Here is a 14578-nt window from a genome sequence, read left to right on the forward strand (position 1 = left end):
TATAATTTTCCTCTCTGAGAATAGAGGTGCATGAAATCAAGAGTCACTTATTGGAGACTAATGGAGTCTGTGAAGATAAGTAAAAGGGATTTCGTGCCGAAGTATATAAACATCCATTGTGTTCATATACTGGTTCAGTATTGAATAAATGCTGAGCTGTCACAAACCATTTGGTTTGTGGAGAGCTATTGAAGAGATGTTGATGCCTAGAATGTAATAATACTTTATTATTATGAAACCAAGACGCGTGAACATCACTTCACGGGTCTTTTTTGTGTTTTTCTACTGACCATCAAAGTTCAAAGTTATAGTTGAATGATTTAAATGGAGGGATACGGATTATGTACTTACATGGAACGAGTAAAATTAACAGCAGCAATCATTTAGAAATTGGGCAGTGCGATACGGTCGAACTGAAAAAACAATACGGCACTCCCCTATACATCTACGATCAAGAATTAATTGAAACGAAATGCAAGGCCTTCCATTCAGCCTTTCGAAGAAGCGGATTTTCATATCAAATCGCCTATGCAGGGAAAGCATTTCTTTGTATGGAAATGGCTAGCCTTTTAACGAAGCTTGATATGTCACTAGATGTGGTCTCAGGAGGCGAATTATTTACAGCGCTTGAAGCTGGATATCCAGCTGAACGCATTCATTTTCACGGCAATAATAAAACGATTGAAGAAATGGAAATGGCTCTTGATGCGAATATTGGCTGTTTTGTTGTTGATAACTTTACCGAACTTGAAGTTTTGCATGCCTTAGCAGCTGAGCGCAAACAGAAAGCATCTATTCTTCTGCGTGTTACTCCAGGAATTGAAGCCCATACACATGAATATATTATGACCGGACAGGAAGACTCCAAGTTTGGATTTGGTCTTTCCAATGACCAAGCCATGAAAGCGGTAAGTTCTGCGTTAGAAAAGCCTTACTACGATCTTTTAGGCATTCATTGTCATATTGGTTCGCAAATTTTTGAAGTAGATGGTTTTTCTCGCGCCATTGATATTTTAACTGATTTCTTATTCAGCATTCGTGATAAAATGGAATTTGAAGTAAAAGTTTTAAACGTAGGTGGTGGTTTTGGTATTCGTTATACCGAAAGCGACTCTCCTCTTCCAGTTGAGTATTATGTAGATGCACTGACAGAAAAGCTAAGCCGCACGTTAACTGAACAGAATTATACCCTTCCAGAAGTCTGGATTGAGCCTGGAAGAAGCATCGTAGGAGAAGCAGGTACAACGCTTTATACAATTGGATCAACGAAGGAGATTCCAGGTGTACGAAAATACGTAGGAATTGACGGCGGTATGACCGATAATATCCGTCCTGCTCTTTACGATGCAAAACATGAAGCTGTCTTGGCTAATAGAGTGACGGATAAAAAAGATGAAACAGTATCAATTGCGGGTAAATGCTGTGAATCAGGAGATATGCTTATTTGGGATATTGATTTACCGCGCGTTAATCAAGGAGATTTATTAGCAGTGTCCTCTACAGGTGCCTACAACTATTCAATGGCTAGCAATTACAACCGTATTCCGCGCCCTGCTGTTGTATTTGTAAAAAATGGAGAAGCTCGTCTTGCTGTAGAGCGAGAAACATACGAAGATTTGGTGCGTAAAGATGTAAAGCCAGTCGTTACTACGTATGCAATGAGCAAATAATAGCTGTTCTTGCGTAGTAAAAAAGCTATTATTGTTTGGAGGAAATCTAACTATGGTTTTAAGTGTATTTAAAACGTACAGATCATCGCTTATTCTGCTTCTCGCTATTTTAATTGGCGGGATAGCAGGATATGCTATTGGCCCCGATGTGGCAGTCGTGAAGCCTTTTGGTGATTTGTTTCTCAATTTAATGTTCATGATTATCGTTCCCCTTGTCTTTTTTAGTGTGGCTTCGGCGATCGCAAACATGAACGAAATGAAGCGTCTTGGTAAAATTATGCTAGGAATTGCCGTTGTGTTTGTCGCCACTGCTGCTGTTTCAGCCGTTTTAGGCTTTTTAGGCGCATCACTTTACAATCCGCTACATAATGTAGATACTTCTGCCATTAAAGAATTGATGGGTGACAGTGAAAATACAGCTGAAAAAATGGCGCTTTTAACTCAGCTTGTTAGTACATTTACTGTACCTGATTTTGTTCAGTTATTTTCGAAAGATCACATTTTACAATTAATTGTCTTTGCCGTTATTTTCGGTATTGCTACAACGATGGCTGGCGAAAAAGGACAGCCTATGGCGAAATTTCTGACTTCGGGTCAAGAAGTATCGATGAAGGTTGTTAAAATTGTGATGTACTATGCCCCAATTGGTTTAGGATGCTATTTCGCTACTGTAGTAGGAGAACTTGGACCAAAGATCTTACAAGGGTACGCTAGAGCATTTATTCTTTATTTATTAATTGCAATCGTTTACTATTTCGGTTTCTTTACGCTATATGCATGGATTGCTGGCGGTAAAGCAGGAATTAAGCTGTTTTGGAAAAATGCAGCTGCTCCTTCTATCACCGCTATTGCTACCTGTTCTTCTGCTGCATCTATTCCAGTCAATTTAGATGCAACAAAGAAAATGGGTGTGCCGCTGGATATTGCTGAAACAGTGATTCCACTAGGAGCAAACACGCATAAAGATGGTTCTGTTATCGGTGGTATTCTAAAGATTGTTTTCTTATTCAGTTTGTTTGGCAAAGATATGACGTCTGCTACGAGTATTTTGAGCATTTTAGGCGTAGCCTTTTTAGTTGGAGCCGTAATGGGAGCAATCCCTGGAGGCGGTATGATTGGCGAAATGTTAATCATTACAATTTACGGATTTTCGCCAGAAGTTCTGCCCATTATTGCGGTCATTTCCACAATTATTGACGCCCCTGCTACGCTTTTAAACAGTACGGGAAATACAGTAACAGCGATGCTTGTTACAAGGTTTACAGAAGGAAAAGACTGGATTAACAAAATTATCACCACCGATAAAGTCGCTTAGTAAAAAAGCAAAGGGAACAGTCTTAGTGACTCTCCCTTTGCTTTTTTCGTGTGCAGTAATATCGATAGCGGTGTATAAAGTCTGTACATACGCACATTCTAAAGGTATGTTTCTTAACCGGACTGGAGGTGTCGTCTAATGAGTAACGCTGCAGGAGGTTCAAAGAAAAATCAACCGAATGATGCGAATCACGTAAGCGCAGAAACAAAAGCTCATCAAAAACGTCTTACTGAGCAAAACAAACAAGAGCATCAAGCTGAAGAACGAAAATAAAATGACGTTAAAGAGCGCAGCGCCTGCGTTCTTTAACGTCATTTTATTTTTAGAGAGAACTTCATAACCCTGCTCGTTATGGGGCTATCGTACAACCTCCTTTCGAACTTTTACATATTCTATTAATAGGTTTGTAAAAGGAGGAATAACATGGTGTTTTCTTGGCTAGAGATTACAGCCGCAGCCTTTGGACTTTCAGTTATTTTGATAAGTTTTGCATTTTTACCTGAACGCACATACAAAAGTCTTTATATCCCTCATCAGCTAGTAGCAAAATCTATTTTTCTCTATAAAAAGATTATTCGTTTTATAAATCAATTTCGACAGAAACTTTAGCTCATTTCCTTTCCCTGTTTTTATTCATTGGATATATCCTCCCCCTTTTTAGTCAGCGCATTTACAGTAAATAATTTAGTGGTTAAAATAAAGAGTAAAGAAAAAGGATAAGCAGTTTGCAGAAATGGAGTTTCACATGGAAATCAGAGACTTAGAATACTTTATAGAGGTAGCGAATCATAAAAATTTTACAAAGGCAGCGCTGCAAGTTCACTTGTCACAAACGGCTTTAAGTAAAGCCGTCAAAAAAGTAGAAAATGAACTAGGATTTGAGCTTCTTGATCGTTCAACAAGAGAATTAAAGCTAACCGATGCAGGAGAAGTCGTGTATCATCAGGCAACTAAAGCTCTGTCGGTGTTAAAAGACATGCCTCACTTGTTGGGAGATTTAATGAACTTGCAAACAGGGCAAATCAAGATGGGAGTCCCTCCGCTCATCGGGACCTTGTTTTTCCCGAAGATTGCAAAAGCATTTAATGAACAATACCCTAAAGTATCTCTAGAGCTTATTGAATTTGGAGCAAAAAAAATTGAGGCACTTGTGGAAGAGGCTGGTGTAGATATGGGGATTGTTATGCTTCCTCTTACAAGCGGTCATGATGAGCATTTTCACGTATACCCGTTCGTTAAGGAGAGATTTCTTTTATACGCACATAGAAACCATCCTTTAGCAAAACGTTCTTCCGTCTGGATGAAAGAATTGGAGCATGAAAAATTCATTATGTTCAGTGAAGAATTTACGCTGCACGACCGGTTAATTCAAGATGCTTTAAAATCAGGCTTTGTGCCTTCTATAGCGTATAAAAGTTCTCAATGGGATTTAATTATTGAATTAACAGCGGCAGAACTAGGTATTGCTATTTTACCCGAATCGCTTTATGCCAAAGTGAAAGATCCCAATATTACTACCGTACCTATTGCAGATCCTGAAATGATGTGGGAACTTGGAATTATTCTGTTAAAAGAACGCTACAGTTCATTCGCTGTACGAGAATTGATTAATTTTTTAACCGAAAAACAAATGACAGATAAATTGGGGCTCCTTTAAAAAAGAGTCTGGAACAAAAGTATGTTAGTTGAAGGACAATCCGAACGAGTTTGGTCGAGAATCCAGCTCGTTCGGATTTTTTTAGGATGATGATGAACGCAGGTTTCATGTATGTATTTGCTTCTAGCTGTTGATTGGATAGATTTAGTTATGTCTCCGTTTCTTTTTAGGTGTAATACAAGTTTTATCATTCAACAACCCCTACAATGAATCCATCATAGCCTTTGCTTCCAACAGTTTGTATAGCCGTGGCGCTTATTCGTTTTTCTTGAGCCAGAGCATTCATAAATTGGCGAATTCCCTTTACATTTTCATCTTCACTTTCTGAGTTCACCACATGCCCTTGACGAACAACATTATCACAAATAATCGTACTTCCTCTTTTCGATAATTCTAGAGCCCACTTTAAGTAATTTGGGTTATTCGGTTTGTCAGCATCAATAAAGATAAGATCAAACGGCTCTGTTCCCTTATCCTTTAATACAGCTAATGTATCAAGCCCGGGGCCGACAATGACTTCTACTAAGTGGCTTACTCCCGCTCTTTTTAAATTAGCTCTTGCTACTTCTGCATGCTGAGCGCTTAATTCGAGCGTAATCAGCTGTCCGTCTTTCGGAAGAGCTCTGGCTAGCCAAATCGTGCTGTACCCTCCAAGAGTACCAATTTCCAAAATGCGTTTAGCTCCTTTTAATGAAGCTAACAAATGCAGAAACTTTCCTTGATTAGGCGATACGTCGATGGCAGGTAATCCAGCCTCTTGATTTGCCTTCAATACCTCATCAAGAACAGGGTCAGGTTGTATAAGCTTATCATTCATATAAAGATCCACTTCATTCCAAATTTCATATATAGACATTTCCATACTCCTCCACATAAGTGATAAAAGCTTTATTATTCAAAGATACGAATATGTTTTTCTCATATCCACCTTGTTGCCGTAATCGTTCGTATTATGAATGTGTTCTAGCTTTCTAATAAACTATCCTGCTCGCTCTTAAAAAGAATTGTTATATGTCCATAAAAAAAGACCTTCAGAGAGGTCTTTTTTATCTTTAAATAATCGTAACTTTACTAAGATCTATTTTGGCACTTTTTAAAAAGTTATATGTCAATTTATCCATTTTTGCACCTTCAAAATCAGATTTCTTTAAATCTGATCCTCGGAACTGTACATTTAGCAAAGTTGCGTGGCGAAATGAGGTTTTTTTTAATGATGTTCCTTCAAAGATTGTTCCGTTAAATGTTTCTTCGTCAAATACAATGTCTGTTAAATTACATTGCTTAAAGTACGTGTTGTCATAGATACAGTCTTTAAAACTGGCCTGTTTAAAATTTACCCATTTAAATTGTACGCCTGTTAAATTAACGTGATGAAATATTGCTTTCGTTAAATTGCTGCTTTTAAACATGCTGTCCGTAAGATCTGCGTAGCTAAAATCAGATTCATTCAAATTACTGGCATTAAATTTCCCTTTATACACCGATACAGAACGAAAATCAGATTTTGTAAGCTCGGTCTTTGAAAAATCCATAGGGACGGTTTGCTTTAATTCCTTGGTTTCTACATTCATTGATTGAATCAGTTCTGTGATATCGCCGATAGAATTGATTGTCATATAATAAGCCTGTTCTTCATTATGCCCGTCTCTTTTATAATCTGTAAATTTTTCCTGCAAGTTCTGTGATAGTTCTTCCTCTAAATCTTGAACATTTTCTACATCCTGATAAGGAGCCAAAATGTTATGCACATGATTTTTTATTTTTTCGTTCATTTATAACATCATCCTTTCTCACAACAATAAATCAATAATTTTTTTCGCTTGCTCCCAATTTTCTTTATTTTGTTTATATACGCTTTTTCCTTGTTCTGTAATTTTATAATATTTTCTGCGGCCGCCTTGTACAGCATCTCCCCAGTAAGAAAGAATATGGCCGTCTTTTTCAAGGCGCTTCAAGCTTGAATACATTGTGGCTTCTTTTAATTCATACTGCTCTTTAGAGTAGGTATAAATAAGCTTACTAATTTCATACCCATACTTATCACCGCTGAGAAGTAATTTTAAAATCATTGTATCTGTATGTCCCCGAAGTAAATCTGAAGACATTTTTGCATATACCAAAGTATCACCTCTTTATGTATAATTTAAATCATATTACTATGACAGTCAAGGTATTATATTTAATAAAATACACTAATATATAATTGAACATATGTAAACAGCTTAACAGGAGAAAATAGCCGGTAGAAACGTACCGGCTATTTTCTAGGAGACATCTTATTCTTCGTTATAGCTGAGCTTAAATACTATCGGCGTACTTTCTGCTGATATTTTCCAAACCATGTGGTGATACCCCTTGCTCCAGTAATCTTTTACTAAATAATCAGGGATTCCAAATATGTTTTTCCATACTTCCTGAGCATTTTTGTATCCGCTGTCCAAACAAATTTTTTTAATTTCTCTGCTTTGAAGTGTAAGCAGCATAGTATGTAAAAGCAGTGTTCCTACACCTTTTCTTTGGTACTTTGGATGAACAAAAACTGTGCCGATTTCAATCCATCCTTGCAGCTCTCCTTTTGTACACGCCGTAATTAATTCACTAGCAGGACCATATTCAATACAGCCAATAATCTTATTGGTGCACGTATCTATTCCGAGCCAAAAGAATCGATGTTTTCCACCGCTATCAAGGTCACTTTTTAAATATTGTTCTTTACTTTCAATTTCTATTTGTATATTGTTCACCATTTCAGATAGACCCTCTTTATGAAAGGTATCTGTGATTACTTCATTAAAAAGCTCGTGGAGTTCTGCGCGGTCTTCTATTTTTGGTCTTCTTATTTCAATATGATGCAATGTTCATTCCTCCTTGTTATTTCACGGCAGAATATGAAGCTTTACCATTATTATTTATTATTTATCAATCTATGTTGATAATCCTTTTCTCTTTCTACTGTTTTTCCAATAAAAAAGCACGAGAAACTTTGAGTTCTCGTACTTTTTTATAATATGGATTCTGCTTTTCTATTGGGAACTGTTAATACTGATTCACAAAGCTCTGGATTTTACATACGAATTCAGAGAGATTCTCTTTTATCTCTTTATCCTCTGTTTTCTCTACTTGCTCCTGTATGGCATCAATCATTAAACGTGCTCTTTTAGGATCTATAGAGGCCGGTTGGCTGCTGTTGTTTGATAGACTTTTCAAAATTTGATTAGTCATTTTGTTTTTATCGTGAATATAAAATAATATTTGAGGAACTTGATTAATTAACAAATTTACGTATCTGCGAAACTCCTCTATCTCATATAATTCTCTTGAATTACCTTTAAAGCCATCAACGGAAAGCATAAGACTCTGGTAGCCTTTATCACTGCGTTGATTAAGTGCTTTAATCACTTTCAAAAACCGATCGAACTTTAGATAACGTATTTCGTCTTTCCTTAATTCTAAAAATTCAATTTCTCCTTTTTCCAAAAAGGGATCTTTGATAAGACTATTGTCATTCATATACATTCTCTCCCTACTAATTTATTAGTTGCAGAGCTTGTTTTGAATTCATTTGTCTATCGTTTTAGTAATTGTTTACCTCTTTTAGGCCCGTTTTAAAACCTTTATTTGTAAAACGCTTACATAAATGTTCTCAATTGCCTGACGTGTTGACGGAATTCTGCTTATTATCTGCTAAATGACGAATGAAAAAGAGCTCCTTTACAGAAGCTCTTTTTTAAAAATTATAGGGATGCTGATAACTTTATATCTTATTTGCTTCTTTTAATACCGCTAATAAGTATTCCCATGTCTTAATAGTAGACGGAATGCTCAGGTGTTCATCAGGTGTATGAACGTCGTACATATCGGGACCGAGCGAAATGGCGTCTAATCCAGAGATTTTTCCCAGGAAAATACCGCATTCAATTCCAGCATGGATGGCGATGATCTCCGCCTCTTCCCCATACTTTTCTTTGTAAACCGTTTTACATAATTCACGAATTTTTGAATCTGCATTGTACGCCCATTCAGGGTAATTGCCTTTTGTTTCAACTCTTCCTCCGACTACTTGAGCAAGTATGTGCACTTGACTTACTATTTTTTCTTTTAAGCTTTTTACTGAGCTGCGGATTTCATTTTGAAAAACAATCTCAGACTCTGTCGTCGTAATCACACCTAAGTTGGTAGAAGATTCTACTAATCCTTCGATATTCATACTCATGCTTTGAACGCCGTTTGGTGTTAGCATAATAGCTTGTACAATTCGTTCTGTCGTTTCTTTTGTAAAACATTTCTCATCGGAAGAAGATTTGTTTATTTTTACATATACGCTCGGATCAGCCGCTTGTAATTCATTTTTTACTATTTCGTTCCACTCACGAATCTTATTCTCTAACTTTCCTACCTCAGAAGGCTCAACTGATAGAATTGCTTCTGATTCACGGGGAATCGCATTTGATTTTAATCCTCCACTAATGCTGCTTAAAGAATAGGGAAGTTCATGTTGTAAATCATATAAAACTCTTCCTAGCAGTTTATTAGCATTTCCTCTTTCTTTATCAATTTCCATTCCAGAATGTCCGCCGCGCAGTCCACCAATGCTTAAGCTATATGTTTCTGAGTTATCGGAAGGCGATTCCCAGTCTACGGGAATACGAAGCACGTTTTTTACCCCGCCTGCGCTGCTGACAAGCAGCTTTCCGTCCTCTTCTGTATCAAGGTTAATAAAGATTTCCCCTTCAAAATGAGCTGGATTTACAGCAATGGCTCCGCCCATAGTTGTTTCTTCTTCAGTAGTAATGACTACTTCAAGAGACGGGTGAGCTATATCATGAGCATCTAGTAAAGCCAGTGCATATGCAACGGCAATCCCGTTGTCAGCTCCTAGCGTAGTACCATTTGCATAAAGCATATCTTCCACAATTCGCAGTTGAAGCGGATCTTTTTCGAAATCATGCACAGTTCCTTTATTTAACTCGCATACCATGTCCATATGTCCTTGCAAAATGATGGGTGGAGCATCTTCATATCCTTTAGCTGCCGGCTTTTTAATAATTACATTTAAAGCCTCGTCTTGTATAACTTCAAGGCTTCTTTCTTTTGCAAAAGAAACTAAATAGTCACTAATTTTCTTTTCATTTCCAGATTCTCTAGGAATAGCTGAAATTTCGTTAAAAAAATAAAAAACCGGATGTTTAATTAATTCATTTACTGTTTGCACCATATGTATCATCCTTTCTGAACTGCAGGCTTTTTTATCATACTATTTATCTTTACAGGAGAAATAGTATAAGGCTTATTTTATGTATAGCCTAGTTATATTTTAACGTTGATTAGCTCGATAGAATAGGTATAACATAAAAAAGCATAAAGGAGCTCATTAGACTCCTTTATGCTTTTAATGACTTATTCTATTTTTTATTGAGCTGTATATCCGCCGTCCATTACTACCGCTTGACCAGTTACACCTTTTGCTTTATCACTCGCTAAGAAAATAGCGTAGTCAGCAATTTCGCTCACGTCTAGTAATCTTTTTTGAGGGACTAAAGGATAAATAACTTCTTCAAGCACGCTCTCTAATGGTACATTTCTTGTTTTAGCTAAACCATCTAACTGACCTCTCACTAGTGGTGTATCCACATAGCCAGGACAAAGTGCATTCACCGTAATACCGTGTGCTGCGCCTTCAAGAGCAGCTACTTTTGTTAGCCCAATTACACCGTGTTTAGCACTGTTATAAGCTGCTTTGCCCGCAAAACCGATTAAACCGTTGATAGAAGAAACGTTAATAATACGTCCGAACCCTTGTTTTTTCATAATCGGAAACGCGTGCTTAATCGCCATAAATGGAGCTGTTAGCATAATTTTAATCATTAACTCATATTTTTCGGTTGGAAACTCTTCGATTGGAGAAACATGCTGCAAGCCAGCGTTATTAATGAACGTATGAACCGCTCCAAAATGTGCGTTTGCTGTTTCAATTAAATGTTTGATTTCTTCTTCTTTTGTTACATCGGCTTTGACACCAAGCGCTTCAAATCCAGCTTCACGAAGATTTTGTGCAGCAGCTTCTACAGCAGCTTGATCAATGTCGGATAATACAATTTTCCCGCCGTTTTCTGCGAATCGTTTACCTATTTCAAACCCAATTCCTCTTGCTGCTCCTGTGATTACAATTACTTGATTTTCAACCATGTGTATTCTCCTCCTGTTTTTAAATAATACCGGCTGCCGCTAATGCGACTCCTGCAAATAAAGCGATTGTCGGGATGATAAATGCAACAACAAATACGTCTTTATACGTTTCTTTATGCCGAAGACCAGTTACGGCTAATAGCGTTAACAACGCACCGTTATGCGGTAAAATAGATGAACCTGACGCAACGCTTGCAATACGGTGAAGAGCATCGGCACTTAAATTCGTCGTTTGAGACAAGTTATACCACGTATCTCCTAATGCTTGAAGCGCAATACCCATACCGCCGGATGCTGAACCCGTTATCATCGCTAGCACTTGAACGCTTAATGCTTCTGAAACGAGTGGATTGCTCGAAATGTTTAGCAACACATGCGTGACATCTTTAAACTCTGGAACTGCTGTAATAACCGAGCCAAAACCTACTGCTGCACTCGTGTTAATAACAGCCATCACGGATCCTTTTGCTCCTTCATTTATAGAAGAAATAAACGTTTTATAGTGTTTAAAATTAATAAGTAAAATAGAAAAAATACCAATTAATAATGAAACGATAGGCTCCCATTTTAAAACGTTTAACGTCACGACAACGACAATCAGCGGTAAAATAGCTAATATTACATTCATCGAGTCCTGCTCTTCACTCGCTGCGACTGATGATTCATTAGGCTCGGTAAATCCTTGATTTTTAGCTTTTAATTTTTTATCACGATAAGCTAACCATAAATATCCTCCCACTGCCATAATAAGACCTGAGACAATTCCAATAATCGAACCGGACATTGCATTCGTTTTAAATGTAGCAGTCGGAATCAGATTTTGGATTTGAGGCGTACCTGGAATCGCTGTCATTATAAACGTAAATGCTCCGAGTGCAATGGTTGCTGGCAGTAAATTTCGCGATACGTTAGCTTCTCGAAATAGCGCGATTGCTAAAGGATAAATCGCAAAGACAACAACGAATAGACTCACTCCGCCGTATGTCAAAATGGCTGAAGCAATTAGCACCCCTAAAATGGCTCTTTTACTTCCAAATAATTTAGCAATACGCTGCGCCAACGATTTGGCTGCGCCTGTATCTTCCATTAGCTTTCCAAAGACGGCTCCTAATAAAAAGATGGGGAACCATTTTGCGGCGAAATCTACAAACCCTCCCATATACACATCTGTATAAGTAGGCAGTACTTTTAAACCGCTAAAATAAGCAACGAACGTAGCAACAACAGGTGCCACCCAGATAATAGACCATCCTAGATAAGCAAAAAACATCAACAATAACAATCCTACAATAATAACCACACGGTAACCTCCTTTCCTTTTAATATCTATACATAATGGATTGTTTCACAACACAACAAGTTTACACCCGCTATTTTTATAAGTAAAATGAATAAAAGGAATCAAAACTATGAATAAAAGTCGTAGTTTATTTAAAAATTCACCCTCAATTATTTTTTTCCTATAGTTTCACTTCTGAGTAGAAGCTATAAAATACACTTCCTTCCTTTTTCCTTGTACAAGCTAATTTTTTTCTGTCACATCCCGCTTTCTTCCTTTATTTTCTTTTCTTTTATAAGTTTTTCCGAACATATAGATGGGTATTTGAATGTTATGACACAGAAAAAGAGGCGATCTTATGCTACATTTCATAACAGACTTACTGAAACAATTTGGAATTTGGGGACTTTTAAGCGGACTGGCCATTGAGGCTTCCTCCCTGCCGTTTCCTGGTTCTCTTCTCACCCTTACCTACGGATACTTATTAAACATGCACATAGTGAAATTATTATTAATCGCTCTTGCAGGAAGCGCCGTTTATACAGCTTTTAGCTTTATACCGTATGGGATAGGCTATAAATTAGAGGATAAGGTAAAGAAAAAATTATCAAAAAAGAAAAAAGCATTTGAGAAATCACAAAAATGGTTTAAAAAATGCGGATTATGGAGTATTGCGATTGCTCGTCCTTTAGGGCTCGGAAACTACATTTCCTATCTTTCAGGGCTATCTAAAGTGAAACCTATGCCGTTTGCTCTGCTCACATTTCTTGGTATCTTTCCTTTGAATATTGCCATGCTTTGGTTAGGGCAAATCGGAAACTTTAAGTCCATTCAATCTTTTATTTCAGATGCACAAACCTATATTTTAATTGCAGCGGTAGTGGCTGTATGCGGATTTTTAATTTATAAGTTCTATTTTAAAAAAAGCAGCTGCAGCGAACAGTCTAGTTCAACGTAAGAGTATAAAAAAAGACCCTTCGGGGTCTTTTTTTTATCAAATAGAAATAACGCCTAAAATTAATGCAGCTATTGTCATCACTGCCGTAGTTCCTAGCGCCCACTTAATTAAAAAGCGTTGCAAATCACTAAATTCAATTCCTACCATTCCAATTAATAAGTGAGCTGCTGCTACCAAGGGACTTATCACGTGAACAGGTTGTCCTAAGATAGCAGCTCTTCCAATTTCAGCTGCGCTAATGCCATAACTTTCGGCAGCTTGAGCAATAATTGGCAATACGCCAAAATAAAAGGCATTATTAGACATAAAAAATGTAAAAGGAGCACTTAAAAATGCTACTACAACTGGCAAAAAAGGACCCATTGCATCTGGGATTATTCCTACAAGTGTATTTGCCATAGCATCAATCATCTTTGTTCCAGACATAATTCCTGTAAAAATACCTGCTGCAATAACAATTGAAACGACGGCTACCGCATTATTTGCATGAGATGAAATTCGCTGCTGTTGATCTTTGATGTTTGGATAATTTATTAATAATGCAATAGCAAACGCTACCATGAACAAAAGCATTAGCGACATAAAGTCCATAATTAAGCACACCATAAGACTAACGGTAAGGAGAAAATTAAACCATACTAACTTAGGACGTCGATAGTCTAAATGTTGCGCTGTTCCCTCTAATTCATCTGCATGTGCGATTTCATTTGCAGAATGTTTAATATTGATAACTCCTAACCTTTTTCTTTCCCTTCTTCCAAGGACAACAGAAACAAATAGCACCCATAGAAGTCCAAAACCCATTACAGGTATTAAAGGCAAAAACAACTGAGACGAATCTAAATTTAATGAACTCATAGCCATAGCAGAAGCACCTCCCCACGGAGTCATATTCATAACTCCCATAGATAGCATCGCAACTCCTGCTAAGATAAGCAGATTCATTTCTAGGCGTTTATATAATGGAAGCAAAGAAGAGACCGTTATCATATAGGTAGTAGTTCCATCGCCATCTAAAGCAACCATCATTGAAAGCACAGCAGTTCCGACGACGATTTTTAGAGGATCTCCTTTTACAATCTTTAAAATGAAGGAAACGAGAGGGTCAAACAATCCTGAATCAATCATTAATCCAAAATATAAAATAGCAAATAAAATCATAATAGCTGTAGGAGCAATATCTTTTACACCCTCTAGCATCATAGGTCCCATTCCGCTAGCAAAACCGCCTATTAAACCAAATATAATTGGAATAATGATAAGAGCAACCATTGGGGTAAGTCGCTTTGACATAATTAAATACATGAATACTGCAACCATTAAAAATCCTAATAAAGAAAGCATCGATATTCTTCCTCCTTCTTGATAACGTTTTCATTTTTGTTTGCTACACGTTATTAAAAAGGTATCACTTGTTAAAGCAGGTTCATAGATAACCACCATAAGTTTAATATCTTTTATAAAAGTAATTCTTTTCATTTTTTTCATGCATCATTTCTACATAAAAACGAGA

The 14578-nt window shown here is 37.1% G+C and carries 15 protein-coding genes and 1 riboswitch; of the genes, 6 read left to right on the forward strand and 9 right to left on the reverse strand.

Annotated features, from left to right (window positions below):
• The first annotated feature begins 13 nt into the window (after positions 1-13).
• Positions 14-196: riboswitch (Lysine riboswitch) on the forward strand.
• Positions 197-341: 145 nt separating this feature from the next.
• From lysA to AC1DEF_RS08205, 5 genes are all read left to right on the forward strand, one after another.
• Positions 342-1670 (forward strand): diaminopimelate decarboxylase, encoded by a 1329-nt coding sequence (lysA, locus tag AC1DEF_RS08185; RefSeq protein WP_025751927.1) that lies wholly within the window; start codon positions 342-344, stop codon positions 1668-1670.
• Positions 1671-1722: 52 nt separating this feature from the next.
• Positions 1723-2985, forward strand: a complete 1263-nt coding sequence (locus AC1DEF_RS08190; protein ID WP_097823421.1) for a dicarboxylate/amino acid:cation symporter — start codon at positions 1723-1725, stop codon at positions 2983-2985.
• A 138-nt stretch (positions 2986-3123) separates the two neighbouring features.
• Complete coding sequence (locus tag AC1DEF_RS08195; protein WP_013057043.1) at positions 3124-3258, forward strand: hypothetical protein; 135 nt, start codon at positions 3124-3126, stop codon at positions 3256-3258.
• Between the two features lie 150 nt (positions 3259-3408).
• Positions 3409-3594: a hypothetical protein gene (locus AC1DEF_RS08200; protein ID WP_043982464.1), complete on the forward strand. Its 186-nt coding sequence runs from the start codon at positions 3409-3411 to the stop codon at positions 3592-3594.
• Between the two features lie 136 nt (positions 3595-3730).
• Complete coding sequence (locus tag AC1DEF_RS08205) at positions 3731-4642, forward strand: LysR family transcriptional regulator (protein WP_097823422.1); 912 nt, start codon at positions 3731-3733, stop codon at positions 4640-4642.
• 187 nt (positions 4643-4829) lie between these two features.
• On the opposite strand, the gene AC1DEF_RS08210 is transcribed toward AC1DEF_RS08205, so the two are convergent.
• The 8 genes from AC1DEF_RS08210 to AC1DEF_RS08245 form a co-directional block, all read right to left on the reverse strand.
• The gene (locus tag AC1DEF_RS08210; protein WP_097823424.1) at positions 4830-5516 is read right to left on the reverse strand and encodes an O-methyltransferase; all 687 of its coding nucleotides are present in this window, start codon (positions 5514-5516) and stop codon (positions 4830-4832) included.
• Between the two features lie 178 nt (positions 5517-5694).
• Positions 5695-6414, reverse strand: coding sequence for a pentapeptide repeat-containing protein (locus tag AC1DEF_RS08215; RefSeq protein ID WP_097823425.1), 720 nt, complete (start codon positions 6412-6414; stop codon positions 5695-5697).
• Positions 6415-6432: 18 nt separating this feature from the next.
• Positions 6433-6762, reverse strand: coding sequence for a PadR family transcriptional regulator (locus tag AC1DEF_RS08220; RefSeq protein ID WP_013057038.1), 330 nt, complete (start codon positions 6760-6762; stop codon positions 6433-6435).
• A gap of 156 nt (positions 6763-6918) precedes the next feature.
• On the reverse strand, positions 6919-7497 hold the full coding sequence (locus AC1DEF_RS08225; protein WP_043982458.1) for a GNAT family N-acetyltransferase: 579 nt from the start codon (positions 7495-7497) through the stop codon (positions 6919-6921).
• A 181-nt stretch (positions 7498-7678) separates the two neighbouring features.
• Positions 7679-8152: a hypothetical protein gene (locus AC1DEF_RS08230; protein WP_013083145.1), complete on the reverse strand. Its 474-nt coding sequence runs from the start codon at positions 8150-8152 to the stop codon at positions 7679-7681.
• A 244-nt stretch (positions 8153-8396) separates the two neighbouring features.
• On the reverse strand, positions 8397-9857 hold the full coding sequence (locus AC1DEF_RS08235) for an aminoacyl-histidine dipeptidase (protein WP_097823426.1): 1461 nt from the start codon (positions 9855-9857) through the stop codon (positions 8397-8399).
• A 194-nt stretch (positions 9858-10051) separates the two neighbouring features.
• On the reverse strand, positions 10052-10828 hold the full coding sequence (locus tag AC1DEF_RS08240; protein WP_013057034.1) for a 3-hydroxybutyrate dehydrogenase: 777 nt from the start codon (positions 10826-10828) through the stop codon (positions 10052-10054).
• Positions 10829-10847: 19 nt separating this feature from the next.
• Entirely contained in the window at positions 10848-12128 is a 1281-nt protein-coding gene (locus AC1DEF_RS08245; RefSeq protein WP_477727345.1) for a GntP family permease, read from the reverse strand.
• 337 nt (positions 12129-12465) lie between these two features.
• On the opposite strand from AC1DEF_RS08245, the gene AC1DEF_RS08250 reads away from it, so the two are divergent.
• Positions 12466-13065, forward strand: a complete 600-nt coding sequence (locus AC1DEF_RS08250; RefSeq protein ID WP_014460120.1) for a DedA family protein — start codon at positions 12466-12468, stop codon at positions 13063-13065.
• A 36-nt stretch (positions 13066-13101) separates the two neighbouring features.
• Here the strand turns inward: AC1DEF_RS08250 and AC1DEF_RS08255 are convergent, their stop codons facing one another.
• A complete protein-coding gene (locus AC1DEF_RS08255; RefSeq protein ID WP_097823428.1) occupies positions 13102-14409 on the reverse strand; it encodes a CitMHS family transporter in 1308 nt (435 codons plus the stop codon).
• Positions 14410-14578 lie beyond the last annotated feature (169 nt).

The organism is Priestia sp. 10L35 (genome assembly GCF_056395685.1).